The sequence below is a fragment of the Mesorhizobium sp. M0938 genome, from assembly GCF_040319125.1.
GTDB lineage: Bacteria > Pseudomonadota > Alphaproteobacteria > Rhizobiales > Rhizobiaceae > Mesorhizobium > Mesorhizobium robiniae.
In genome coordinates this window covers 196,488-222,445 of record NZ_JAMYNS010000009.1, presented here as the reverse complement: position 1 = coordinate 222,445, position 25,958 = coordinate 196,488, and the positions used below count along the sequence as shown (strand labels likewise).

Sequence of the window (25,958 nt, the reverse complement as noted above, 5' to 3'; positions counted from 1 at the left end):
AAAACCGATATCGTCCTTCTGATAAATGAATTTGCGAAACCGAGAATTTCGCAGCACCTTCATGACCGGGACCAAGCCGCCGCGACAGTGCGGCCCCTTAGAGCGCCGTGCGTCGGGGATGCGCAACGACGCTCTAACTTTTGAGTTGCGCATGATCCTTTCCGAAAACCGAAACGGTTTTGGGGGTCATGCGCCAAAATGGGAGATCGACGATGAATTCATTCTTGAAGTCATGCACTGCATTGACGGTCGCGCTGACCTTCTCCGGCCAGGCCGTCGCTCAGGTCAAGGAACTCGGCAAGGGCGAAGGTCAGGTCAATATTGTCGCCTGGCCCGGCTACATCGAGCGCGGCGAAACCGACAAGGGCTACGACTGGGTAACGTCCTTCGAGAAGGACACAGGCTGCAAGGTCAACGTCAAGACCGCCAACACCTCCGACGAGATGGTCGCGCTGATGAATGAGGGCGGCTTCGATCTCGTCACCGCCTCGGGCGACGCTTCGCTGCGCCTCGTCGCGGGCAAGCGCGTCCAGCCGATCAACACCGATCTCGTCCCGAGCTGGAAAACGGTCGACGACCGGCTCAAGGATGCGCCGTGGTTCACGGTCGGCGGCGTCCACTATGGCGTCCCGTACCAGTGGGGACCGAATGTGCTGATGTACAACACCGAGGTGTTCAAGGAAGCGCCGAAGAGCTGGAACGTCGTCTTCGAGGAGATGACCTTGCCCGACGGCAAGTCGAACAAGGGCCGCGTTCAGGCCTATGACGGGCCGATCCACGTCGCCGACGCCGCCAACTATCTGATGGCCCACAAGCCGGAGCTCGGCATCAAGGATCCCTACGAGCTGACCGAGGATCAGTACAAGGCCGCGCTAGATCTGCTGCGCGTCCAGCGTACGCTGGTCGGACGTTATTGGCATGATGCCGCCATCCAGGTCGACGATTTCCAGAACGAAGGCGTCGTCGCCTCCGGTTCATGGCCCTATCAGGTCAACACGCTGGTTGCCGCCAAGAAGCCGGTTGCTTCGACCGTTCCCCAGGAAGGTGTCACCGGCTGGGCCGACACCACCATGATGGAGGCCGACGCGGCCCACCCGAACTGCGCCTATATGTGGCTGGAGCATTCGCTGTCGGCGAAAGTGCAGGGCGACATTTCCGCCTGGTTCGGTTCGCTGCCGGTGGTGCCGGGTGCCTGCAAGGGCAACGAACTGCTCGGCGAGGAAGGCTGCAAGACCAACGGCTACGACAATTTCGAAAAGATCAAGTTCTGGAAGACGCCGGTGTCGAAATGCGCCACCCAGAACGACCAGTGCGTGCCTTACTATCGCTGGGTGTCGGACTATATCGGCGTTATCGGCGGACGGTGAGTTCGCCTCACTCGTTCTGAGACCGTATCACCCTCTCCCTCTCCCCGACGGGAGAGGGACGCCGCCGGCGTTTCGGTGAGCCCCCTTCTCCCCGTCACTTTACGGGGAGGGGCCGGCAGGCGGATGAGGGCAGCGCCGGCGCCTGAATTTGATCAGCTTGGGAAAGCCCATGACCTCCGCCGTTTCGTTCGCCAAAGTCTCTCGCCATTTCGGCAGCGTGCGCGCCGTCGATATGGTCGATCTCGATATCGTGCCGGGCGAGTTCTTTGCCATGCTTGGGCCTTCAGGTTCCGGCAAGACGACCTGCCTGCGCCTCATCGCCGGCTTCGAGCAGCCGACATCGGGCTCGATCTCCATCTTCGGCGAACGCGCCGAAGGCGTTCCGCCCTATCGCCGCAACGTCAACACCGTGTTTCAGGATTACGCGCTGTTCCCACATCTCAACGTGCTCGACAACGTCGCCTATGGGCTGATGGTCAAGGGCGTCGGCAAGCCGGAGCGACAGAAGGCGGCGGAAGAGGCGCTGTCGCTGGTGCGGCTTCCTGGCTACGGCGCCCGTCGTCCCGGCCAGCTCTCCGGCGGCCAGCGCCAGCGCGTTGCGCTTGCCCGCGCCCTGGTCAACCAGCCCAAGGTGCTTCTGCTCGACGAGCCGCTTGGCGCGCTCGACCTCAAGCTGCGCGAGAACATGCAGGAGGAGCTGAAGTCGCTGCAGAAGGCGCTCGGCATCACCTTCGTCTTCGTCACCCACGACCAGGGCGAGGCCCTTTCGATGGCGGACCGCGTCGCCGTCTTCAACGACGGCAAGGTCATGCAGATCGGCACGCCGGAGGACATCTACCAGCGCCCGAAGACGCGCTTCGTCGCCGATTTCGTCGGCTCGTCCAATGTGCTGCCGCCTGATTTCGTCCAGCGTTACTCCGGCCAGCATCGCTGGGGCAGCCTGCGCCCTGAATCCATTCGCATCGGTCGAGCCGCCAAGGGCGACGGCGTTGCCGCTCGCCTTGTCTCGACCAACTATCTCGGCGCCACGACCAGACTGGCGCTCGACGCCGACGGGCTGAGGCTGCACGCTATCGTGCCGGCGGGTGCGAAATTGCCCGGGGAAGGCGAGGCGGTCATGCTCACCTTCAACCGCGAGCATTTGCACCTGATGGACGAGCCGGCATGAGCCTCGACGTCGCCATGCCGCGTGCTACGCCCCCCGCCATCCTGCCGGGAAGCGGCGGCTTGCGCGGCGCGTTGTCGGACCTGTTCTGGCGCAAGCCGAGGGTCCTGCTGCTCTTGATGCTGCTGCCGCCGGTGCTATGGCTCGGTATCGTCTATATCGGATCGCTGTTCGCGCTGCTCTTGCAGAGTTTTTTCTCGATCGACGAATTCTCTGGCCTCATCAACCGCGAATTCACGCTGAAGACCTATGGCGACCTGCTGCAGGCCGCCAATCTCGACATCATCCTGCGCACGGTGACGATGGCAGCCCTGGTCACGCTCGCCTCCGCGGTGATCGCCTTCCCCATCGCCTATTACGCGGCGCGCTATGCGCGCGGCCGCTGGAAGGCGCTGTTCTATCTCGGCGTCATGCTGCCGCTGTGGTCGAGCTATCTGGTCAAGATCTACGCCTGGAAGCTCATTCTCGCCAAGGAAGGCATCCTGACCTGGCTGCTCGCCAAGCTGCATCTTCTATGGCTTGTTGATGGCTGGCTGTCGCTGCCGATCGTCGGTGGCAATTCTCTGTCGGTGTCATCCACCGGCACCTTCATCGTCTTCGTTTACGTCTGGCTGCCCTTCATGATCCTGCCGGTGCAGGCGGCACTCGAACGCGTGCCGGGCAATCTGGTCGAGGCCTCGTCCGATCTTGGCGCTTCGCCCGGCCAGACCTTCCGCAACGTGCTGTTCCCGCTGGCTCTGCCGGGCATCGTCGCCGGCTCGATCTTCACCTTCTCGCTGACATTGGGCGATTACATCATCCCGCAGATCATCGGCACCTCGCGGCTGTTCATCGGGCAGGCCGTCTATTCGCAGCAGGGCACCGCCGGCAACATCCCTCTCGCCGCCGCCTTCACCGTGGTGCCCATCGTTATCATGGGCTTCTACCTCTGGGGCGCCAAGCGCATGGGAGCTTTCGATGCGCTCTGATGGCTCACATCCCGCGCCTATCGGCCTGAAGGTCGCCGCCGCCTGCGGGTTGCTGTTCCTGCATCTGCCGATCTTCCTGATCTTTATCTATGCCTTCACGACCGAGGAAAAGAGCTTCGTCTGGCCGCCGCCGGGGCTAACGACGCAGTGGTTCGCCGTCACCTGGAACCGCCCGGACGTTTGGCAAGCGCTGTCGCTGTCAGTCCGGGTCGCTGCCATCTCGACCGTCGTCGCGCTGGTCCTCGGCACGCTGTGCGCCGCGGCCGTGTCGCGAACGCGGTTCTTTGGCCGCGAAACCATCTCGCTGCTGGTCATCCTGCCCATCGCACTGCCCGGCATCATCACCGGCATCGCGTTGCGTTCGGCCTTTTCGCTGGCCGAGATTCCGTTCTCGTTCTGGACGATCGTGCTCGGCCACGCCACCTTCTGCGTCGTCGTCGTCTACAACAACGCCGTCGCCCGCTTCCGCCGCACCTCCGGCTCGATGATCGAGGCCTCGATGGACCTTGGCGCCGACGGCTTCCAAACGTTCCGCCATGTCGTGCTGCCCAACATCGCCACCGCCCTGCTCGCCGGCGGCATGCTGGCCTTCGCCCTGTCATTCGACGAGGTCATCGTCACCACCTTCACCGCCGGCCAGCAGCAGACGCTGCCGATCTGGATGCTGGAGGAACTGATCCGTCCGCGCCAGCGCCCGGTCACCAATGTCGTGGCCATGGTTGTCGTGCTGGTGACGCTGCTGCCCATCCTCGCCGCCTATTACCTGACCCGCGACGGCGACCAGATCGCCGGTTCGGGCAAATGACGTCAAGAATCCATAAGGGAGAGACTTCCATGGACACAAAGATGCTGATCGGCTCGAAATTCGAGAAGGGCACCGAAACCGAAGAACCGATCCTCAACCCGAAGACCGGCGCGACCATTCTCAACCTGCCTGAAGCCAGCCAGGCGCAGATCGAGGCGGCGGTGCTTGCGGCCGAAAAGGCCTTCCTCACCTGGTCGCGCACCACGCCGGCGCAGCGCGCGAGCTATCTCTTGAAGATCGCCGACCGCATCGAAGCCGATGCGAAGGATTTCGCCGACCTCGAGGCGCTCAATTGCGGCAAGCCGATCAATGCCGTGCTCAACGACGAAATCCCGGCGATCGTCGATTGCTACCGCTTCTTCGCCGGTGCTGTTCGGTCAATGCCCGGTCAGGTCGCCGGCGAATACATCCCCGGCCACACTTCGATGGTCCGGCGCGATGCCATCGGCGTTGTTGCCTCGATCGCACCGTGGAACTATCCGCTGATGATGATGGCCTGGAAGCTGGCCCCGGCGATTGCCGGCGGCAACACGGTGGTCTTCAAACCGTCGGAGCAGACGCCGCTGACCGCGCTGAAACTGGCGAAGATCCTTGCCGAGATCCTACCGGAAGGCGTCGTCAACGTCGTGCTCGGCCGAGGCGACAGCGTTGGTAACACGCTGATCAACCACCCGAAAATCAATATGATCTCAATCACCGGCGACGTCGCCACCGGCAAGAAGGTGCTGCAGGCGGCCGCCAAGTCGGTCAAGCGCACGCATCTCGAACTCGGCGGCAAGGCGCCGGTCATCGTCTTCGATGACGCCGACCTCGGCGCGGTGATCAACGGCCTGCGCGCCTTCGGCTATTACAATGCCGGCCAGGATTGCACAGCCGCCTGTCGCATCTATGCCGGCAAGAAGATCTACGACAAGCTTGTCGCCGACCTTTCCTCGGCCGTCTCGACCATCAAATACGACCGCCCCGACGACACCGAGAACGAGATCGGGCCGCTCATCTCACGCCGCCAGCGCGACCGCGTTTCGAGCTTCGTCGAACGCGCCTCGGAGCTGAAGCACATCGAGATCACCACCGGCGGCAAGCCGGGCGAGGGCTCCGGCTTCTTTTATCAGCCGACGGTCGTCGCCGGCGCCTTGCAGGAAGACGAGATCGTGCGCCGCGAAGTGTTCGGGCCGGTCGTCTCGGTCACTCGCTTTTCCGAGGTGGACGAGGCAGTGAACTGGGCCAATGACAGCGACTATGGCCTCGCGTCCTCTGTGTGGACCAAGGATGTCTCGCGCGCCATGGCGACAGCCGCTCGGTTGCAATATGGCTGCACCTGGATCAACACCCATTTCATGCTGACCAACGAGATGCCGCATGGCGGGCTGAAACAGTCCGGCTACGGCAAGGACATGTCGCTCTATGCCCTGGAGGATTATACCGCCGTGCGGCATGTGATGGTGGCACACGGCTAGCGCTTCTTACCTCTGGGGAGGCGGTTGTCGGGCTATTTCTGCGGAGCGGCGCTCTCGGCCTGCGCAGGCCCACGCCCGGTGTAACCGATGCTCATATCGGACTGTTCTGGCGTCTTGGGCCGCTTGATTTTGGCGGAAGCAGCCACCACGAGTTCGTTGAAGCCTTCACCGCCGCCGTCCAGCATCTCGAACAGCTGCCGCCGCATCCTCGGCTCCCAGAACTTGTTGATGTGCTCGGCAACGCCGGCGATACCTTCGTCGCGCGGCTTGGAATGGAAAAAATCGGCGATCTGGTTGGCCATACGCACCAGCTTTTCCCCGGTGCTCATGATGTGTTCTTCGTCATGCGACATGCTTGGCAACTCCAGCAGCCACCCGGTCAGGGTGGGTGAAAATATCAAAATCGTCGCCGCGCACCAACGCCACCAGCGTCATCCCGGCGGCTTCCGCTGTGCGGATGGCTAGCGCGGTCGGCGCCGAGACGGCGATGATGAACGCCGCGCCGATCGCCGCCGTCTTCTGCACCATCTCGACCGAAACGCGCGACGTCACCACGACAGCGCCGGCGGCGCCGTTTATGCCGGCCTTGGCCAGCGCGCCGGCCAGCTTGTCCAGCGCATTGTGGCGGCCGACATCCTCGCGCGCCATGACGATGCCCTTGCCCGGCACATAAAAACCCGCGGCATGAACCGCCCCGGTCTCGGCGTGCAGCGGTTGCACCTTCGACAAGAGCTTGACCGAGCGGACGATGTCGTCGGCATCAAGTGTGAGCTTCGACGAACCAACCGCATCCACCGACCGCATCGCTTCCTCGATCGACTCGATGCCACACAGCCCGCAGCCGACCGGACCGGCAAGTCTGCGCCGCCGCGCCTGGAAGCGGGTATTGGCCTGGTCCCTCAGCCGGATCTGTATGTCGATACCCGCGCCAAGATTTTCGACTTCGATGGCCTCGATCTCCTCGGGCGTGGCAATGATGCCTTCGGTCAGCGAGAAGCCGAGCGCGAAATCCTCGAAATCGGCGGGGCTCGCCATCATCACCGCATGGGTGGTTCCGGCAAAGGAGAACGCCACCGGGGTCTCCTCCGGCACCATGCGGTTCGCGGCCGTCGTGCCGCTGGCGCGATGCGCCAGCCGCGATATCTGCGTCGTCGCTTTGCGGCGCGCGGCCAAGGACTACTCCGCCGCTTCCAGCGGGGCGATGCGCCGGCTCTGGCGAGCCTGCTCGTTATAATCCCTCTGCCACTCGGTCGGGCCGTTGGACGGTGCCACCTGCACGGCAGTGACTTTGTATTCCGGACAGTTGGTCGCCCAGTCCGAGAAGTCGGTGGTGATCACGTTGGCCTGCGTGTCGGGGTGGTGGAAGGTCGTGTAGACGACGCCCGGCGACACCCGGTCGGTGATCAGCGCGCGCAGCGTCGTCTCGCCGGAGCGGCTCGCCATCCGCACCCAGTCGCCGTCGCGTATGCCGCGGTTCTCGGCATCGTGCGGGTGGATCTCCAACCGGTCTTCGGCATGCCACATCACATTTTCGGTACGCCTGGTCTGCGCCCCGACATTGTACTGCGACAGAATCCGGCCGGTGGTGAGCAGCAGCGGGAAGCGCGGCCCGGTCCTTTCGTCCGTCGCCACATATTCGGTGCGGATGAACTTGCCCTTGCCGCGCACGAAACCATCGATATGCATGATCGGGGTGCCGAGCGGCGCCTTCTCGTTGCAGGGCCACTGCACCGATCCGACACGGTCGAGCAGTTCGAAGGAGACGTTGGCGAAGCTCGGTGTCGTCTTGGCGATCTCGTCCATGATTTCGGAAGGATGCTGATAGTTCCAGTCCAGCCCGACCGCACGGGCAAGCTCCTGCGTCGCCTCCCAGTCGGCGTAGCGGGCCTTCGGCTCCAGAACCTTGCGCACCATGTTGATGCGGCGCTCGGCATTGGTGAAAGTGCCGTCCTTCTCGAGGAAGGTCGAGCCCGGCAGGAAAACATGCGCGTAATTCGCGGTCTCGTTGAGGAAAAGGTCGTGCACGACGACGCATTCCATCGCGGCGAGGCCGGCGGCGACATGCTTGGTATCGGGATCGGACTGCAGGATGTCCTCGCCCTGGATGTAGATGCCCTTGAAGCTACCGTCGACGGCGGCATCCAGCATGTTGGGAATGCGCAGGCCCGGTTCGTCGTCCAGCTTCACGCCCCACAGGCTTTCATAGATGTCGCGCACGGCTTCGCCGGAGATATGGCGATAACCGGGCAGCTCGTGCGGGAAGGAGCCCATGTCGCACGAGCCCTGCACATTGTTCTGGCCGCGCAGCGGGTTCACGCCAACGCCCGGCCGGCCGATATTGCCGGTGGCCATGGCGAGGTTGGCGATCGCCATGACAGTGGTCGAACCCTGGCTGTGTTCCGTGACGCCGAGGCCGTAGTAGATCGCGCCGTTGCCGCCGGTGGCGTAGAGACGCGCCGCACCCCGGATCAGTTCGGGATCGACGCCGGACAGTTTGCCGACGGTTTCGGGGCTGTTTTCCGGCAAGGCGACGAAAGAAGCCCAGTCCTGGAACTCCGCCCAGTCGCAACGTTCGCGGATGAAGGCTTCGTCGAAAAGACCTTCGGTGACGACGACATGCGCCAGCGCCGTCAGCACCGCCACATTGGTGCCGGGCTTCAGCGGCAGGTGATAGGCCGCTTCGACGTGCGCCGACTTGACCATCTCGGTGCGACGAGGGTCCAGTACGATCAGCTTGGCGCCCTGGCGCAGCCGCTTCTTCAGCCGCGAGGCGAACACCGGATGGGCCGAAACCGGATTGGCGCCGATGACCACGGCCACGTCGGTGAATTCGACGGAGTCGAAATCCTGCGTGCCGGCCGAGGTGCCATAGGTCTGGCCGAGCCCATAGCCGGTCGGCGAATGGCAGACGCGCGCACAGGTGTCGACATTGTTGTTGCGGAAGCCTTGCCGCACCAGCTTCTGGACGAGATAGGTCTCCTCGTTCGTGCAGCGCGAGGAAGTGATGCCACCGATCGCGGTGCGTCCGTACTGATACTGGATGCGGCGGAACTCCTTGGCCGTATGCGCAATCGCCTCTTCCCAGCTCACCTCGCGCCAGGGATCGGTGATCTTTTCCCGGATCATTGGCGACAGGATGCGGTCCTTGTGGGTGGCGTAGCCATAGGCGAAACGGCCTTTGACGCAGGAGTGGCCGTGGTTCGCCTTGCCCTCCTTGTAGGGCAGCATGCGAATGACCTCGTCGCCCTTGACCTCGGCCTTGAACGAACAGCCGACGCCGCAATAAGCGCAGGTGGTGACGGCCGAGCGCTCCGGCAGGCCCTTGGCAAGGACCGATTTCTCGCGCAGCGCATCGGTCGGGCAGGCCTGCACGCAGGCGCCGCAAGATACGCATTCGGAGGCGATGAATTCCTCGTGCATGCCGGCGACCATGCGCGATTCGAAACCGCGGCCCTCGATGGTCAACGCGAAGGTGCCTTGCACCTCCTCGCAAGCCCGCACGCAACGCGAGCAGACGATGCATTGCGCCGGATCATAGGTGAAATAGGGATTGGATTCATCGCGGGCGATGTAGTCGACAGCCAGCGAACCATGGCCGGGCGCGACCCCATTCTCCTGCTTGACGTGGTTGCGGCCGTCCACGCCATAGCGGTTCTCGGTCAGGCCGACCGTGTTGGCGACCTTGTCGAACTCGCTGGCGCCTGTGCCGGCCTTCTCGTTCCAGCCGATCGGGTGGTCGGAGACATAGAGTTCCATCACGCCGCGGCGGATGGCGTTGAGGCGGTCGGTCTGCGTGTGCACGATCATGCCTTCGCCGACAGGTGTCGTGCAGGAGGCTGGCGTGCCGCCGCGTCCATCGATCTCGACCAGGCAGATCCGGCAGGAGCCGAAGGAGTCCAGCATGTCGGTTGCGCAGAGTTTCGGGATTTCGACGCCTGCTTCCATCGAAGCGCGCATGATAGAGGTACCTGCCGGAACGGTCACGGACTTGCCGTCGACCGTCAGGGTCACTTGCTGTTCCGCTTCCGAAGCGGGTGTGCCGTAGTCGATTTCCTGGACCAGCGATTTGATGTCGAATGCCGCGTTCATGGCTGTCCGCTCCTATTCCGCTGCTTCGGCGACCGGCGTCGGCCGAAAGTCGTCGGGGAAATGGTTGAGTGCACTCATTACTGGATATGGGGTGAAGCCGCCCAGAGCGCAAAGGGAGCCGAACTTCATCGTGTTGCAGAGGTCGGTGACCAGGGCAATCTGCTTATCGGGTTCGATGTTCTGGGCGAGCCGGTCCAGCACCTCGACGCCGCGCGTCGAGCCGATGCGGCAGGGCGTGCACTTGCCACAGCTTTCGATGCTGCAGAATTCCATGGCGAAGCGCGCCTGCTTCAGCATGTCGGCGCTGTCGTCGAAAACGACGATACCGGCATGGCCGATCAACCCGTCCTTGGCGGCAAACGCCTCGTAGTCGAACGGTGTATCGAACAGCGTGCGCGGGAAATAGGCGCCGAGAGGGCCGCCGACCTGTACGGCCTTGACCGGACGTCCTGTCGCGGTGCCACCGCCGATCTCGTCGACGATCTCGCCCAGCGTCATGCCGAACGCAGCCTCATAGAGACCGGGATATCTGACGTTGCCGGCGATCTGGATCGGGATGGTGCCGCGCGAACGGCCCATGCCGAAATCCTTGTAGAAGGCAGCACCCCTATCCATGATGACGGGCACCGAAGCCAGCGAGATGACGTTGTTGATCACCGTCGGTTTGCCGAACAGGCCCTTGTGCGCCGGCAGCGGCGGCTTGGCCCGCACTTGCCCGCGCTTGCCTTCGAGGCTGTCGAGCAGCGAGGTCTCCTCGCCGCAGACATAAGCGCCGGCGCCGACGCGGACTTCCATGTCGAAGGCGTTGGGCGAGCCCAGCACGTTGACGCCGAGCACGAAGGCCTTGCGGGCGATCTCGACGGCTTTCTGCATGACCGCTACTGCGTGTGGATATTCCGAGCGTATATAGATGAAGCCCTTGCTGGCGCCCGTTGCGATGCCGGCGATGGTCATGCCTTCGATCAGCACGAACGGGTCGCCTTCCATGATCATACGGTCGGCGAACGTGCCCGAATCGCCCTCGTCGGCATTGCAGACGATGTATTTGCGGTCGGCCGTGGTATCGAGCACCGTCTTCCATTTGATGCCGGTCGGAAAACCGGCGCCGCCGCGCCCGCGCAGGCCCGATTCCGTAACCTGCTTGACGATGTCGGCAGGCGTTAGTGCCACGGCGTTCTGCAAGCCCTTCAGCCCGCCATGCGCCTTGTAGTGATCGAGTGACAGCGGGTTGATGACACCGCAACGCGCAAAGGTCAGCCGCGTCTGCTTGGCCAGGAACGGGATCTTGTCGGGCGCACCCAGCCAGCGCTTGTGGTGGCCGCCGGTGAGAAAGCCGCTGTCGAACAGGCCTTTGACGTCGGACGGCTTCACCGGCCCATAGGCGACGCGGCCCTTGTCTGCTGTTGCCACTTCGACCATCGGCTCGAGAAAATAGGCGCCGCGCGAACCATTGCGCACGATCTTGGCCTCGATGCCGCGATCGGCCAATTCCTTCTCAATCGCCTTGGCGACCTTTTCCGCACCGAGCGCCAGTGCGCCGGAATCGCCGGGAATGTAGATGCGCGGGATCATGAACGCACCTCGGCAACGATCTCGTCGAGTTTTTCGTCGTTGAGCCGGCCGATCACCTCGCCGTCCAGCATCGCTGACGGCGCGCAGGCGCAAAGGCCGAGGCAATAGACCGGTTCCAGCGTCACCGAACCGTCGCGGGTTGTCTCGTGAAAACCGATGCCCAGCAATTGCTTGAGCTTGGCGGCGATCAAATCCGAGCCCATCGACTGACAGGCTTCCGCCTGGCAGACTTTGAGTACGTGCCGGCCAGCCGGGTGGCTGCGGTAGTCATGATAGAAGCTGACGACGCCGTGCACCTCCGCCTTGGTGATGTTCAGCGCCTCGGCGATTACCGGCAGCGCGTCCTGCGGCACGTGGCCGAACTCTTCCTGGATGCCATGGAGGATCGGCAGCAGCGGGCCTTCGAGGCCCTTCAACTCCTGGACGATCGCCGCCGTGCGCGACGCGATCTCGGTACTTGCAGGCTGCATCGTCATGCAGCGCCCTCCCTGGTGTCGTAGCGATCTTCCGCTAAGTATTTAGGAAATCAGAGGAAACCCGCCAGATCAATAAAGCTGATCCGTTGCTCGATAGGAGTTTTCTATCGACCTCGTTCAGCCTGCAATCTCTAGCTCAATTGCGGGAGCGGAAATCGTCTGCCAGCGCCATCGCCTCGTCCAGCAACGCCGAGACCAGCGGCGTGTGCGGCTCGCGCGGCGTCGCCACCAGCCCGACGGTGTGGCTGGCGTCCGGCTCGACGATCGGAATGGCCCGGATCGGCTCGGAAAAGCCGAACGTTTCCGAGAGGTTGAGCGGCATGATCGACGACCATTTGCCGGTACGGATATGGGAGAACAGCACGATCATAGAATTGGATTCGAGCGTCGGCCGCACCTGCGTGCCAGCCTCGGCCAGATGCTGGTCGATGATGCGGCGGTTCTGCATGTCCGGCGTCAACAGGCAGAGCGGCAGCTGGCTGAGCTCCGCCCATGTCACTTTGTCGCGGTCGGAATAGGGGTTTCCGACCGCGGTGATCAGTTGGTAACGCTCGTCATAAAGCGGCACGCTGGTCACCCGCCCCAGCGGCTCGTTGTCGAGATAGGTGATGCCGGCGTCGATGTCGAAATTGCCGAGCAGCGACAGCACCTCGATCGAGGTGCGCGACAGTACCGAGAAGGTGACGCCGGGATGTTTTGCCCGAAAGGGCGTCGTCAGCCGCGCTACCATGGCCAGCGCCGTTGGGATGGCGGCGATGCGGATGCGCCCCGAAAGTCCGTGGCGCGCCGCCCGCATCTCCTCGCGCATGGTCCTGCTATCGCCGACGATGCGGCGCGCCCACACCAGCACCTGTTCGCCCTCCGGCGTCAGCCCCTGGAAGCGCGATCCACGCAGAACCAGCATCACGCCGAGCTGGCCCTCCAGTTGCTTGATCCCTGCCGAAAGCGTCGGCTGGGTGACGCCGCACACCTCCGCCGCCCGACCGAAATGCTCTTCCCTGGCCAGCGCGATGAAGAATTCCAGCTTGTCGATCATGCCATCTGTCCGGTGGGCCCAGCGCCAAGGTCGGGGAAATTGCGTTCCGCCGCAAGCTGCATGTGCAATCGGCAGCGTCCACATCTTTCAGCCGGCTTACTATTTCCCGCAGCGGTGTGCGGCGCTATGTGGATGGGGCGAGGTCGTGGGGCACGGGAGATCGAACATGCTAAGCTGGTTCCGCAAGCTGCTGCCGCGCGAAGATCGCTTCTTCGATCTTTTCGAGCAACACTCCCGTACCGTGGTCGATGGCGCCGAGGCGCTCGAACAGCTTCTCCAGGGCAAGGACATCGATCGCTGGTGCCAGAGGATCGTCGATCTTGAAGACCAGGCCGATCACATCACCGCGGAAGTCCTGCTTTCCGTGCGGCGCTCGTTCATCACGCCTTTCGATCGCGGGGACATCAAGGACCTGATCCAGTCGATGGATGACGCCATCGACATGATGCACAAAACCGTCAAAACGGTGAAGCTGTTCGAGAAGAAGGAATTCGACCCGCTGATGCAGGAAATGGGCGGCATCATCGTCATTGCAGCCAAGCTGGTCGCCGAAGCCATCCCATTGCTCAGCAAGGTAGGCGCCCACAGCGTGCGCCTCAATGCGATCGCCGAAGAGGTCATGCGCGCGGAAGGCCGGGCCGACGATCTGCACGAGCAGGGCCTGAAGGACCTGTTCAAGAGGCACGGCCGCAGCGACCCGATGGCCTACCTCATCGGCAGTGAGATCTATGGCGAGCTGGAAAAAGTGGTCGACCGTTTCGAGGACGTCGCCAACGAGATCAGCGGCATCGTCATCGAGAACGTTTAGCCAATGGAAGCCGCCATCGCCTTTCCCGTGTTGGTCGGGCTCATCGCCGTTGCGCTGTTCTTCGATTTTCTCAACGGCCTGCACGATGCCGCCAACTCCATCGCCACCATCGTCTCCACGCGGGTGCTGAGGCCGCACTATGCGGTGCTATGGGCGGCCTTCTTCAATTTCATCGCCTTCCTGTTCTTCGGTCTTCATGTTGCCGAGACCCTGGGAACGGGGATTATCGACGCCAGCATCGTCACCCCTGGGGTGGTATTCGCCGCCCTTGTCGGTGCCATTGTCTGGAATATCGTCACCTGGCTCGTCGGCATTCCCTCCAGCAGCTCGCATGCGCTGATCGGCGGACTGGTCGGCGCCGGCGTTGCAAAGGCGGGCGGCGGCGCCATCGTCTGGGCCGGGCTTGGCAAGACCATTGCGGCGATCGTCCTGTCGCCGGCGACCGGATTTCTGCTGGCGCTTGTCTTGATCCTTACGGTTTCCTGGGCGTTCGTGCGCCAGACCCCGTTCGCCGTGGATAGCACGTTCCGCGTCATGCAGTTCGTTTCCGCCTCGCTCTATTCGCTCGGCCATGGCGGCAACGACGCACAGAAAACCATGGGTATCATTGCCGTGCTGCTCTATTCGCAAGGCATGCTCGGAGAGAATTTCTACGTGCCGCTATGGGTCGTCATCACTTGCCAGGCGGCGCTGGCGCTGGGCACGCTATTCGGCGGCTGGCGCATCGTCCACACGATGGGCTCGAAGATCACCCGGCTGAACCCGATGCAAGGGTTCTGTGCCGAGACCGGCGGCGCGATCACCCTGTTCGCCGCCACCTGGCTCGGCATTCCGGTGTCGACGACGCATACGATCACCGGCGCCATCATCGGTGTCGGCGCCGCCCGCCGCGTCTCGGCCGTGCGCTGGGGCATCGCCGGCAACATCGTCATCGCCTGGATTGTCACGCTGCCGGCCACCGCCGCGATCTCGGCCCTGACCTACCTCGCCGTCAGCCTGGCGACGTGACGCGAGCGATGCTCGAACTCGCATTGTGCGGCGGCGCGAATCTACCTGTCCACAAGGTTCAGGATGTTGCCGTCTGGATCCTTGAACCAGGCGACCTTCATGCCGTGGCCGACGTGGATGTCGCCTTCGATCGTGGTGTGGGGCATGTCATAATGTTCGAAAACGACACCCTTCGACCTTAGTCCGCCGACAATCTTTTCGATTTCGTCGCCGACCATCCAGGTCACCGCCGTCGCCTTGTTGGTCCCGGCGAACTTCGAGCGATACACATTGATGCTGGTATCGCCGCATTTGTAGACGATCAGTTCGCCACCCTCGTTGTGGACCTCCGTCAAACCCAGAATGTCTTCATAGAAGGCCTTGGCCCTGACCAGGTCCGTCACCGCGAGATCGGCTGTTGCGTTGCTGTTTGCGAGCATGATGGTCTCCTTTCCTTACCGGTGATCACGTCCGAGAGCTGTGCAGCAAAATAGGGCCACTTCGTTTTCTGGCGACCGCAGCTTGCCGATCGGCGTGTCTCCTTGAAGAACGTTTGGCACCCGCAAAACCCTACAAGCCAATGCAGTTTATGGGCGTATGCCGCAGTGCGTGTCGTTCCGCCGCTTGGTTCTGTTCGGGAACTGCCTTATCTGAAGCGAAAAGCAGAGGAAAAGCTGATGCCCGCCGTCCAGGAAAACGTCACCAAGGAAACCGTCATCGAACGCCTGAAGACGGTCAACGGACCGGACTTCACCGGCAACATCGTCGACCTCGGCATGGTTTCCGAGATTTTCATTGCCGATGCCAAGGTCTTCTTCTCGATCACCGTGCCGGCTGCCCGGGCTCAGGAGATGGAGCCGTTGCGCGCCGCCGCCGAGCGGGTCGTCAAGGCTATCCCCGGTGTCGCCGGCGCCGTGGTTGCGCTGACGGCGGAAAAGAAGGGCGGCGGCATGGAAGCTCCGGTTCCGCAAAGACCAGCCCCCAGGCCCGCGCCGCCGCCAGCACCTGCTGCCGCGCCACGCCCGGCTCCGCATGCTCCAGCCTCCCACAGCCAGGGCAAGCGCGGTGTGCCCGGCATCGAGGCGATCATCGCGGTCGCTTCCGGCAAGGGTGGCGTCGGCAAGTCGACCACCGCCGTCAACATCGCGCTTGGCCTCGCCGCCAACGGCCTGAGGGTCGGCGTGCTCGACGCCGACATCTACGGCCCGTCGATGCCGCGGCTGCTCAACATCCATGGTCGGCCGCAGACCGTCGACGGCAAGATCCTGAAGCCGATGGAGAATTACGGCCTGAAGGTCATGTCGATGGGTTTCCTCGTCGACGAGGAGACGCCGATGATCTGGCGCGGGCCGATGGTGATGTCAGCGCTGACGCAGATGCTGCGCGAGGTCGAATGGGGTCCGCTCGACGTGCTCGTCGTCGACATGCCGCCCGGCACCGGCGACGCGCAGCTGACCATGGCCCAGCAGGTGCCGCTGGCCGGCGCCGTCATCGTATCGACGCCGCAGGATCTGGCCCTGATCGATGCGCGAAAGGGCCTCAACATGTTCAGGAAGGTCGATGTGCCGCTGTTGGGCATCGTCGAGAATATGAGCTATTTCCTCGCCCCCGACACCGGCAAGCGCTACGACATTTTCGGCCACGGCGGCGCGCGGCGCGAGGCCGAGCGTCTCGGCGTCACCTTCCTCGGCGAAGTGCCGCTCGAAATGGGCATCCGCGAGAGCTCGGACGCTGGTACGCCGGTGGTGGTCTCGAAGCCCGATAGCGCCGAGGCGAAGATCTACCGCGACATCGCCGCGAAGGTCTGGGGCAGGGTCAACGAAGAACGCGGCGCGGCGGAAGCCGCTGTGCCGAGCATCGTGTTTGAATAACCCCTCCCCCTTGAGGGGAGGGTGGCCCGAAGGGCCGGGTGGGGTCGGTGGCGACGCGCTCTACCTTTCTTGGTAAATCCAATTATAGGTTGGGGCAGTTAAGGCGACCCCACCCGCCGCGCTTCGCGCGGCACCCTCCCCTCAAGGGGGAGGGGTTCAGCCGCCTACCTTCTCGCCAAAACTCGAAAAAAACTGCCCCGCCAGTTTCTTCGACGTCGATTCGATCAGCCGGCTGCCAAGCTGGGCGATCTTGCCGCCGACATCGGCCTTGGCCGCATATTTCAGGATCGTCGTCTCCGGCCCGTCTGATGTCAGCGTCACGTCGGCGCCGCCCTTAGCGAAGCCGGCGATGCCCCCTTTGCCTTCGCCCTGGATGGTGTAGGAATGCGGCGGGTTAAGGTTCTTCAGCGTCACCTCGCCGTTGAAGGTTGCCTTGATCGGCCCGATCTTGAGCACGACGGTCGCCGCCATCTCGGTGTCCGACCTCTTTTCAAGGCTTTGGCAGCCCGGAATGGTCTGCCTCAGAACGTCCGGGTCGTTCAGCGCTTCCCACACCTTTTGCAGGGGTGCGGCGATGCGTTCCTCGCCTTCGATCACCAAAGCCATCAAAATCTCCCGGATAACAGATCGACAAACTCCGATCCCGTCTAGCGTGGGGCCAGATGTATGTCTATCGCACCAAAGTCCGGATTCGGATGGCGCGTGCCTCTTGCCTGCTCTCGCGCGTTGTCATATCGATTTGTCATACAAATACGGAGACCATGATGGCCGGCGCCCCCAAACAGAACAAGAAATTTCGCTCGCAGGAGTGGTTCGACAATCCCGACAATCCGGGGATGACGGCGCTTTACCTCGAGCGCTACCTGAACTACGGGCTGACGCGCGCCGAACTGATGTCGGGCAAGCCGCTGATCGGCATTGCCCAGACCGGCTCGGATCTGTCACCCTGCAATCGCCATCATATCGAGCTGGCCAAGCGCGTACGCGAAGGCATCGTCTCGATGGGCGGCATTCCTTTCGAGTTCCCGTGCCATCCGATCCAGGAGACGGGCAAGCGCCCGACCGCAGCACTCGACCGCAACCTTGCCTATCTCGGCCTGGTCGAGGTGCTTTACGGTTATCCGCTCGACGGCGTCGTGCTCACCATCGGCTGCGACAAGACCACGCCGGCCCTGCTGATGGCGGCGGCCACTGTCAACATCCCGGCCATCGCGCTGTCGGTCGGCCCGATGCTCAACGGTTGGCACAAGGGCAAGCGCACCGGCTCGGGTACGATCGTCTGGGAATCGCGCCAGCGTCTGTCGGCCGGCGAGATCGACTATGACGAGTTCATGGACATCGTCGCCTCCTCGGCGCCGTCCACCGGCTATTGCAACACCATGGGCACCGCCACCACCATGAATTCGTTGGCCGAGGCGCTTGGCATGCAGTTGCCGGGCTCAGCCGCGATTCCGGCGCCCTATCGCGAGCGCGGCCAGATCGCATATGAAACGGGCAAGCGCATCGTCGACATGGTGCATGAGGACCTGAAGCCGTCCGACATCATGACCCGGCAGGCCTTCGAGAATGCCATCGTCGTCAATTCGGCGATCGGCGGCTCGACCAATGCACCGATCCATCTCAATGCGATTGCCCGCCATCTCGGCGTGCCGCTCGACAATGACGACTGGCAGAAGGTCGGCCTCAACATACCGCTCATCGTCAACCTGCAGCCGTCGGGCGAATATCTCGGCGAGGATTACCACCATGCCGGTGGCGTGCCGGCGGTGGTGGCCGAACTGATGAAGGCCGGGCTATTGCCCCATCCCAATGCCGTGACCGTCAACGGCAAGACGATCGGCGACAATTGCAGTGGGGTCGCCAACGAGAATCTCGACGTCATCCGCACCGTCGCCGAGCCGCTGAAAGTCAACGCCGGTTTCATCAATCTCAAAGGCAATCTGTTCGATTCGGCGATCATGAAGACCAGCGGCATCTCGCCCGAATTCCGCGAACGCTATCTGTCGAATCCTAGGGACCCCGAGGCCTTCGAGGGCAACGCCATGGTCTTCGACGGACCGGAGGACTATCACGCCCGCATTGACGATCCGGCGCAAGGCATCGATGAACACACCATCCTGTTCATGCGCGGCGCCGGCCCGATCGGCTATCCCGGCGGAGCCGAGGTCGTCAACATGCAGCCGCCGGCCCATCTCATCAAGAAGGGCATCCATGCGTTGGCCTGCATCGGCGACGGCCGCCAGTCGGGAACGTCGGGCTCGCCCTCGATCCTCAACGCCTCGCCCGAAGCCGCCATAGGCGGCGGGCTGGCGCTGTTGAAGACCGGAGACCGCGTCCGCATCGATTTGCGCAAGGGCACCGCCGACATCCTCGTCACCGACGAAGAGATCACGCGCCGTCGCGCCGAGCTGCAGAACAATGGCGGCTATCACTACCCCAAGCACCAGACACCATGGCAGGAGATCCAGCGCGGCATGGTCGACCAGTTTTCCGAAGGAATGGTGCTGAAGCCAGCGGTGAAATATCAGGACGTGGCGCACACCCGCGGCGTGCCGCGGGACAATCACTGAACGCCTCTTCTTTCCTTCTCCCACAAGGGACCCTTGTGGGAGAGGGAGAGCCGCCCAAGCAGCGCCTATAGATAGCTGGTGACCTCGGGCGCTTCCATCTGCCTGCCGTGCTTGCCATCCTCATAGACGATCGGTGCTGCGGCGAGTTCCTCTTCGGTGGCGTCGTCGAGACAGGCGACGTTCACCGCCCAGAAATTCCCGCCCATGAAGTCGAGATAGCCGCGAGAAAGGAAATTGGCGCCGCAGTTCGGGCACATATAGTGGTTGATGTCGCCTTCCGGCCAGTTCGACGGCGTCGCCTTGTACTCCCGCATCCGGTCGCGGCCATCCGTCACCCGCACAGCCTCATAGGCTGCGAAGGATTTCCGGTAGCCGAGCTTCCAGCAGAAGCTGCAATTGCATTTGCGGATGCCTTCGGCGAGGTCGATATCGGCTTCGAAACGCACCGCGCCGCAATGGCAACTGCCGTGATAGGTCTTTTTCATGGTTTTCCTCCCAGAAATGTTCTGGCCCGCCAAACCACCCGTCGGAGCCGGAGCATCCTTTGCGCCAGGGATGACGCTTGACAAGTGGGCACTACAAATCCACGATCATGCCAAGGGGTGCATCGCGACGACCCCGTGAGGCGTCAGCCCAACGTTCGCGTCCAAGCTTCTCTTTCAAGGAGGTGGACGCCATGCCGTCAACAACCGCTATCACCGTATCACAACTGTCCCGTCTGGTTGGTCTGCCCGGCGCGCCGGTAATCATCGATGTTCGCATCGAAGATGATTACAATGCCGATCCGCGCCTGCTGCCGGCCTCAAGCCGGCGTGATTTCAAAACCGTCTCGACCTGGGCATTCGAATTCGCCGGCAGCCGAGTGGCGGTCGTCTGCCAAAGGGGACAAAAGCTCTCGCAAGGCGTGGCTGCATGGCTGCGTCATGAGGGAGTTGGTGCCGAATCCCTCGAAGGCGGGTTCGAGGCCTGGCGCGATGCCAAGGGGCTTCTGATTGACGCCGACAAGATACCGCCCCGTGATGAAAAAGGCCGCACCGTGTGGGTGACGCGGGCCCGCCCGAAGGTCGATCGCATCGCCTGTCCCTGGCTGATCAGGCGCTTCATCGACCCGGGCGCGGTCTTCCTCTTTGTCGAGGCGGCCGAAGTGTCGGCCACTGCGGATCGCTTTCAGGCCGTGCCTTTCGACATCGACAATGTGTTCTGGTCACACCGCGGCGAACGCTGCACCTTCGACACGATGATCGAAGAGTTCGGGCTCGAATCCGAGGCGCTCGACCGCCTCGCCATGATCGTGCGCGCAGCCGATACCGCAAGCCTGGACCTGGTTCCCCAGGCAGCCGGATTCCTGGCCGCCTCGCTCGGCCTGTCGCGGATGTTCCGCGATGATCTGGAGCAGTTGGAGGCAGGCATGCTGCTCTACGATGCGTTTTACCGATGGTGCCGCGACGCCACCGAGGAGACGCACAACTGGCCAAGCACGAGCAAGCCATCATGAGCGCCCCTTCTGACAAAACGGGGGCTTCTCACAAAACGGGCGCTTCGGAGAAAACGGGCGAGATCGTTGAAGCGCCAGCAACGCCAACCTTCCGCGAAGGCGTAAAGCTCTGGGCGAAAATCGGCCTGCTCAGCTTCGGCGGGCCGGCAGGGCAGATCGCGCTCATGCACAGGGAACTGGTCGAGGAACGGCGTTGGATCGGCGAGCAACGTTTCCTGCATGCGTTGAACTACTGCATGCTGCTGCCCGGCCCTGAAGCCCAGCAACTCGCCATCTATATCGGCTGGCTGCTGCACCGGACGATCGGCGGCCTGGTCGCCGGCATCCTCTTCGTCGCGCCGGGTGCGCTTGTGATGCTCGCCTTGAGCATCCTCTATGCGCTGTATGGCGACGCTCCTCTCGTCGACGCGCTGTTTTTCGGGGTTAAAGCGGCCGTCCTTGCCATCGTGATCGAGGCGATGATCCGGATCGGACGACGTGCCCTCAAAAATCGGGTCATGGTGTCGATCGCGCTTGCCGCCTTCGTCGCTATCTATGCACTAAACGTGCCGTTTCCGCTCATCATTCTGCTTGCCGGGCTGACGGGCTGGATTGGCAACCATATTGCGCCGGCCTTTTTTTCCGGGTCGGCGCACGGCAAAGACACGGTCCCAGACATCAAGGGCGCGGTCGACCTGATGTTCGAACGCGGCGAGCTGGCCCATACCAGGCCGACGCGGTGGCATGCGCCGCGCACCATTGCGATCTGGGTACCGATCTGGCTCGGGCCTGTGCTTCTGATCTGGGCTTTCACCGGATCCGCCAGCGTGTGGACTGAGATCGGTGGCTTCTTCAGCGTCATGGCGGTCGTCACCTTCGGCGGCGCCTACGCGGTCCTTGCCTATGTCGCGCAGGCTGCGGTCGAGTCCTTCGGCTGGCTCGCACCCGGTGAAATGGTCGACGGCCTTGGGCTTGCCGAAACCACGCCGGGCCCGCTCATTCTTGTCCTGCAGTTCGTCGGTTTTCTTGCCGCGTTCCGCCAACCCGGAGCCTTGAACCCACTGCTTGCCGGATCGCTAGGGGCGATGCTCACCCTGTGGGCGACGTTCACGCCTTGCTTCTTCTGGATATTCCTTGGCGGGCCCTATATCGAATCCCTGCGCGGCAACAAGGCGCTGTCGGCGGCGCTGACCGCGATCACCGCCGCCGTCGTCGGCGTCATCATGAATCTCGCCCTGTGGTTCGGCTTGCACGTCATTTTCGGCGAGGTGCGCAACATTGGGCTTGGCATGGACGTGCCGGTGTTTGCATCGATCGACTGGCATGCGGCGCTGCTGTCCGCCGCGGCGATGGTCGCCATTCTGAAGCTGAGGATCGGCATGCTGCCGACGCTTGCAGGGTCGGCCCTTGCCGGTGTTTTGTTGCTGGCGGTCAGCGGATAGGGGCGCGTGGATCATCATGGCGAGACGACGCTCTTCCCTAGGCTTCCTTGGCATGTTCGGCCGTTCAGGCGACCTCAGGCAACTCGACGCCGCGTTGCGCGGCGTCGACCTTCATCCCGCCCTTGTGCCGGAAGGAGCAAAGCTCACCATCGTCAACCTGATGAAGGATCACTGGCCCGACGAGCCGCCACCGCGAGCCTACCCGTCGGTGGCGCAGCTATTTGGCTATTGTATTGCCGGGCCGGAAGCGTTCGAGCGATCCAACGGCCTTCAACATCGGCTGGATGCGGAGCGCCGGCTCGAGGCAGCCCTTGAGGCTTACGCAAATCATTCTGATGGCGCTGCATGCCAAACTGATCAGTGGCGAGGTCGTCGAGCGCTACGGTTTGAGCGCCGACTGACAGTTCTTGACGAGAAACGTCTTCAGCCACCCATGCCGCTGCGCGGCAGATGGATCAGATTGCCGAAGCGAGCGCGCAATTTGTCGTCGACCGGCTTCGGCACATGGCGCGGGAAGCGCTCGGCGAGGATGCGTTTCTTTTCGGTGATCGCCCGCTGCAAGATGTCGGGCCTGCCTTTCTCGTTCCACTCCTTCGGCGAAAAGCGATCGCCGACCGCCGGGTAGAAATATTCGGTCTGCATCAACCGCAGCGTCTGCTCATTGCCGAGATAGTGACCCGGCCCCTTCAGGCAAACGTCGGCGATGGTGTCTATCGATAGCGACTCGTCGGTCACCTCGATGCCGCGCACGCAGCGCAGGCAATGGCCGAGCATATCGTTGTCGATGATCAGGCTTTCCAGGCAGAAGCCGAGCAGCGAGGCATGCATGCCGGCCGATTCGTAGACGAGATTGAGGCCGGCAAGGCCGGCCATCACATCGGTGATGCCCTTTTCGTAACCGGACTGAATGTCGGGCAATTTCGAATCCGTCATGCCGGCGGCCGAACCGCCTGGCAGGTCGTAGAATTGCGCCATCTGGGCGCAGGCAGCCGTCAGCACCGCTTGCTCGGCCGAGCCGCCGGACATGGCGCCGGTCCTGAGATCCGAGACGAACGGCCAGGTGCCGAAGATCGCCGGATGCCCCGGTTTGATGGTGTTGACATAGACGAGACCGGCGAGCACCTCGGCCACCGCTTGCACCACCGCCCCGGCAATCGCCGCCGGCGCCGTAGCGCCTGCCTGGCCGGCGGACAGCAGCAGGATCGGAATGCCGCCTTCGACGCAGGCCTCGAGCACGCCGCAGGCGTCCTCGGCAAACTTCATCGGCGGTACGACAAAACAGTTCGAATTGGAGACGAAAGGCCGCGCACGAAAATTCTCTTCGCCGCCGGCAATCGCATAGAGCATGTCGAGCGCCGGCTTGACGTTCTCGCGCACCGTGAAGGACGTGCCGACATGCTTCGACGTGCCCATCACGCAGGCGTAGAGCGTGTTGAAATCCATGTCGAGCGGATCGGGAATGTCGCGCGGCACCATCGGCCGCTGGAAGAAATGGATGTTATCGAGCCCCTCGACGATGCGGGCGGCGTCATAGATGTCCTGCAGCAGCGACTCGCGGTATTCGCGCTTCTCGACGTCGACCAGGTGCACCGCGGCACCCGCTGTGCCGTAATGCACGCGCTTGCCCTGGATCAGCATGTCGTGCTTGGGATCCTGGCCATGCAGGGTGAAGTGGCGGGCGGCCTTCTTGATGGTGTCGAGGACAAGCGCGCGGGGAAAGCGAATTCGCCCGTCCTCGCCGAGGGTAGCGCCGGCCTTGGTCAACGCCTCGATGCAGGATGGGATGGCATTGGCGAAGCCGACCGTTTCAAGCAGCGTCAGCACCGCTTCGTGGATGCGCTCGCGGTCGTTCTCGCTGAGCGGCCCGTAGCTTCCGCCTTCGAGACCGGCGCGCACCGGCTTGATATCGTCGGCAAGGGGTGCTGCCCGCATGGCGCGGCGCGCTTCGCGCCCGCCGGAACGCCGCGAACGTTGGTCCGAGGGCATATCCGGCTTCTCAACAGCCACTGACATGGAGGCACTCCACCTTTAGCTGCGAAGCTGGCGGCGGCGGTTGGTCCACCATCGGCCTGCTTCGTCCCCTTATGCCTCGAACTATGCCGTCGGCATTGGCACAGCCTATGAGCCAGACGGTCCCGTCGCATATGCCAGGGCGCTAAAGAACGGCGGCTGGTCCCGGTCCCAGCTCGGACGAGGCTTCAAGCCGCCGCCGGCCTGCGCCCGGCCGCCGTTGCCAGTTCGCGGATGCCGGGTTCGATGTGCTGCAGCGCAATCGAGGAGATGCCCAGCCGCATGAAGCGCGACGGCTTTTCAGTGCGGTCGAAGAAGCGGTCGCCGGGCTCGATGATGACGCTGCGCGAGGCGGCGGCCTCGGCCAGTCCGCGTGAATCGGTGCCGCGCGGTCCCTCGAGCCAGAGCGATGCGCCGCCGGCCGAATCGGTAGAGCGCCACTCCGGCAGGAATGCGGTAATCGCATGGATCAGACGCTTGCGCCGTTCGTCGAAAGCGCTCGACAGCCGCCGCACCAGCGCCTCGTGGTGGCCAAGCGACAGGAACAGCGCGACCGCGCGCTGGTTGTTGGCCGGCGGATGGCGCAGCATGAAGCGGCGCAGCGCGCGAAGCTCGGAGATCAGCCCGGTCGAGGCGACGATGTAGCCGAGCCGCAGACCGGGAGCCAGCGTCTTCGACATCGAGCCGACATAGATGACGCGGCCGGAACGATCGAGGCTCTTCAGCGCCTGCTGCGGCGCTTCGTCCAAAAGCTGGCTGTCATAGCCGTCCTCGATGATGATCTGGTTGTGGCGATTGGCCCGCGCCAAAAGGTCCTGCCGGCGCTCTGCCGACAGCGGCACCATGGTCGGGCAATGGTGGCTAGGCGTCACGAAGACGAAGCCGGAATCATTGGGAATAGAAGCGGTTACGATGCCGGAGTGGTCGACCGGGACTGGTGTGACGTCGGCGCCCGCCAGCCGGAAGATCGAGCGTGCGTCGGGATAGCCGGGGTCTTCCATGGCCACCTTGGAGCCCTTGGTCATCAACAGCGTCGCCAGCATATAGAGCGCGTTCTGCGCGCCGAGCGTGACGATGATCTCGTCGGGATTGGCGAAGATGCCGCGCCGCGGCAACAGCCGCGCCTGGATCTGCTCGATCAAGAGCGGATCGTCGCGGTCGACCATGTCGGACGCCCAGTTGCGGATCTCGAGCACGGCGAGCGCCATGCGGTTGCACTCGCGCCACTCGGCGGTTGGGAACAGTGCCGGATCGAACTGGCCATAGACGAAGGGGTAGGACGACTTGATCCAGTTGTCGTGCTTGGCCGGCGGCGGCATATCGCTGGCCGCGATCTGTCGGCGCGCCTTCCAGTCGATCTCGTTGGCCTGGTCGGGCGCCTTCTGATGCGGCCGCGCCGGGGTCGCCAGCACGTCGGGATTGACGAAATGGCCGCGCCGTTCGCGCGCCACCAGGAAACCCTGGTCGACGAGCTGCTGGAAGGCGAGCACCACGGTGCCGCGCGCCACGCCGAGTTTCTCGGCCAGGATGCGGCAGGACGGAAGCGGCATCGAGGCGGCGATCTGCCGGTCGAGGATGGCGGCGACGATGGCCTGACGGATCTGCGCCTGCAGGGTCTGGCCGGAGTCCGCCGAAATCCGGAACAAGCCGGACCATATGGCCGTGTCGTTTCGCTGTGGCATGGGAAATCTTCCTCGATGGCCAGCCTTTTCACTTGGCTGGACCAGTCGAATGTATCGGTGGCACAAGGTGTTGCGCCAATCAATTTTTCTGATCGTTGGGATTTATGCCAGTGATCCTTCGCTGCGCTGCAGCATCCCCAGGTGACGCAGTGCGTCATCCCTGGCGTGACGCCGTGCGT

Annotated in this window: 22 protein-coding genes; 11 read left to right on the top strand and 11 right to left on the bottom strand. The window is 63.3% G+C overall.

The genetic code is table 11. The features are described 5' to 3' along the window. The first annotated feature begins 212 nt into the window (after positions 1–212). From NKH73_RS18315 to NKH73_RS18295, 5 genes are all read left to right on the top strand, one after another. Entirely contained in the window at positions 213–1,367 is a 1,155-nt protein-coding gene (locus NKH73_RS18315) for an ABC transporter substrate-binding protein (RefSeq protein WP_352934325.1), read from the top strand. 169 nt (positions 1,368–1,536) lie between these two features. Further along, positions 1,537–2,535: an ABC transporter ATP-binding protein gene (locus NKH73_RS18310; protein ID WP_352934322.1), complete on the top strand. Its 999-nt coding sequence runs from the start codon at positions 1,537–1,539 to the stop codon at positions 2,533–2,535. Between the two features lie 14 nt (positions 2,536–2,549). After that, a complete protein-coding gene (locus NKH73_RS18305; protein WP_352934484.1) occupies positions 2,550–3,500 on the top strand; it encodes an ABC transporter permease in 951 nt (316 codons plus the stop codon). Continuing rightward, positions 3,490–4,305 carry an ABC transporter permease gene (locus NKH73_RS18300; RefSeq protein WP_352934319.1) on the top strand — a complete coding sequence of 272 codons (816 nt, stop codon included), beginning with the start codon at positions 3,490–3,492 and terminating at the stop codon, positions 4,303–4,305. Before NKH73_RS18305 ends, NKH73_RS18300 begins: the two co-directional genes overlap by 11 nt. A gap of 29 nt (positions 4,306–4,334) precedes the next feature. Beyond that, positions 4,335–5,762, top strand: a complete 1,428-nt coding sequence (locus NKH73_RS18295; RefSeq protein WP_352934315.1) for a gamma-aminobutyraldehyde dehydrogenase — start codon at positions 4,335–4,337, stop codon at positions 5,760–5,762. A gap of 32 nt (positions 5,763–5,794) precedes the next feature. On the opposite strand, the gene NKH73_RS18290 is transcribed toward NKH73_RS18295, so the two are convergent. The 6 genes from NKH73_RS18290 to NKH73_RS18265 form a co-directional block, all read right to left on the bottom strand. Further along, positions 5,795–6,115, bottom strand: a complete 321-nt coding sequence (locus NKH73_RS18290) for a formate dehydrogenase subunit delta (RefSeq protein WP_352934312.1) — start codon at positions 6,113–6,115, stop codon at positions 5,795–5,797. Continuing rightward, positions 6,105–6,935 (bottom strand): formate dehydrogenase accessory sulfurtransferase FdhD, encoded by an 831-nt coding sequence (fdhD, locus tag NKH73_RS18285; RefSeq protein WP_352934309.1) that lies wholly within the window; start codon positions 6,933–6,935, stop codon positions 6,105–6,107. The genes NKH73_RS18290 and fdhD overlap by 11 nt, the downstream gene beginning before the upstream one ends. A gap of 3 nt (positions 6,936–6,938) precedes the next feature. Beyond that, on the bottom strand, positions 6,939–9,851 hold the full coding sequence (fdhF, locus tag NKH73_RS18280) for a formate dehydrogenase subunit alpha (protein ID WP_352934306.1): 2,913 nt from the start codon (positions 9,849–9,851) through the stop codon (positions 6,939–6,941). Positions 9,852–9,863: 12 nt separating this feature from the next. Beyond that, a complete protein-coding gene (locus NKH73_RS18275) occupies positions 9,864–11,423 on the bottom strand; it encodes a formate dehydrogenase beta subunit (protein ID WP_352934303.1) in 1,560 nt (519 codons plus the stop codon). Next, entirely contained in the window at positions 11,420–11,899 is a 480-nt protein-coding gene (locus NKH73_RS18270) for a formate dehydrogenase subunit gamma (RefSeq protein ID WP_352934300.1), read from the bottom strand. Before NKH73_RS18270 ends, NKH73_RS18275 begins: the two co-directional genes overlap by 4 nt. A 136-nt stretch (positions 11,900–12,035) precedes the next feature. Beyond that, positions 12,036–12,935, bottom strand: a complete 900-nt coding sequence (locus NKH73_RS18265) for a LysR family transcriptional regulator (RefSeq protein ID WP_352934297.1) — start codon at positions 12,933–12,935, stop codon at positions 12,036–12,038. Between the two features lie 166 nt (positions 12,936–13,101). Here NKH73_RS18265 and NKH73_RS18260 point away from each other — a divergent pair, with 166 nt between their 5' ends. Both NKH73_RS18260 and NKH73_RS18255 read left to right on the top strand, forming a co-directional pair. After that, entirely contained in the window at positions 13,102–13,743 is a 642-nt protein-coding gene (locus NKH73_RS18260) for a DUF47 family protein (RefSeq protein ID WP_352934295.1), read from the top strand. A 3-nt stretch (positions 13,744–13,746) separates the two neighbouring features. Beyond that, the gene (locus tag NKH73_RS18255) at positions 13,747–14,751 is read left to right on the top strand and encodes an inorganic phosphate transporter (protein ID WP_352934293.1); all 1,005 of its coding nucleotides are present in this window, start codon (positions 13,747–13,749) and stop codon (positions 14,749–14,751) included. 41 nt (positions 14,752–14,792) lie between these two features. Here NKH73_RS18255 and NKH73_RS18250 read toward each other — a convergent pair whose 3' ends face one another. Further along, on the bottom strand, positions 14,793–15,170 hold the full coding sequence (locus NKH73_RS18250; RefSeq protein WP_352934291.1) for a VOC family protein: 378 nt from the start codon (positions 15,168–15,170) through the stop codon (positions 14,793–14,795). Positions 15,171–15,407: 237 nt separating this feature from the next. On the opposite strand from NKH73_RS18250, the gene NKH73_RS18245 reads away from it, so the two are divergent. Then, positions 15,408–16,601 carry an Mrp/NBP35 family ATP-binding protein gene (locus tag NKH73_RS18245; RefSeq protein WP_352934289.1) on the top strand — a complete coding sequence of 398 codons (1,194 nt, stop codon included), beginning with the start codon at positions 15,408–15,410 and terminating at the stop codon, positions 16,599–16,601. A 156-nt stretch (positions 16,602–16,757) separates the two neighbouring features. On the opposite strand, the gene NKH73_RS18240 is transcribed toward NKH73_RS18245, so the two are convergent. Beyond that, positions 16,758–17,207: an SRPBCC family protein gene (locus NKH73_RS18240; RefSeq protein WP_352934287.1), complete on the bottom strand. Its 450-nt coding sequence runs from the start codon at positions 17,205–17,207 to the stop codon at positions 16,758–16,760. 158 nt (positions 17,208–17,365) lie between these two features. On the opposite strand from NKH73_RS18240, the gene NKH73_RS18235 reads away from it, so the two are divergent. Further along, a complete protein-coding gene (locus NKH73_RS18235) occupies positions 17,366–19,171 on the top strand; it encodes an IlvD/Edd family dehydratase (RefSeq protein WP_352934285.1) in 1,806 nt (601 codons plus the stop codon). A 65-nt stretch (positions 19,172–19,236) separates the two neighbouring features. On the opposite strand, the gene NKH73_RS18230 is transcribed toward NKH73_RS18235, so the two are convergent. Continuing rightward, the gene (locus tag NKH73_RS18230) at positions 19,237–19,656 is read right to left on the bottom strand and encodes a GFA family protein (RefSeq protein WP_352934283.1); all 420 of its coding nucleotides are present in this window, start codon (positions 19,654–19,656) and stop codon (positions 19,237–19,239) included. 191 nt (positions 19,657–19,847) lie between these two features. On the opposite strand from NKH73_RS18230, the gene NKH73_RS18225 reads away from it, so the two are divergent. Further along, the gene (locus tag NKH73_RS18225) at positions 19,848–20,666 is read left to right on the top strand and encodes a chromate resistance protein ChrB domain-containing protein (RefSeq protein ID WP_352934281.1); all 819 of its coding nucleotides are present in this window, start codon (positions 19,848–19,850) and stop codon (positions 20,664–20,666) included. Then, positions 20,663–22,087, top strand: coding sequence for a chromate efflux transporter (gene chrA / locus NKH73_RS18220; protein ID WP_352934278.1), 1,425 nt, complete (start codon positions 20,663–20,665; stop codon positions 22,085–22,087). The genes NKH73_RS18225 and chrA overlap by 4 nt, the downstream gene beginning before the upstream one ends. A gap of 423 nt (positions 22,088–22,510) precedes the next feature. On the opposite strand, the gene NKH73_RS18215 is transcribed toward chrA, so the two are convergent. Both NKH73_RS18215 and pdxR read right to left on the bottom strand, forming a co-directional pair. Further along, a complete protein-coding gene (locus NKH73_RS18215) occupies positions 22,511–24,100 on the bottom strand; it encodes a trimethylamine methyltransferase family protein (RefSeq protein ID WP_352934275.1) in 1,590 nt (529 codons plus the stop codon). Positions 24,101–24,285: 185 nt separating this feature from the next. After that, positions 24,286–25,779, bottom strand: coding sequence for a MocR-like pyridoxine biosynthesis transcription factor PdxR (gene pdxR, locus NKH73_RS18210; RefSeq protein WP_352934273.1), 1,494 nt, complete (start codon positions 25,777–25,779; stop codon positions 24,286–24,288). Between the last annotated feature and the right edge of the window lie 179 nt (positions 25,780–25,958).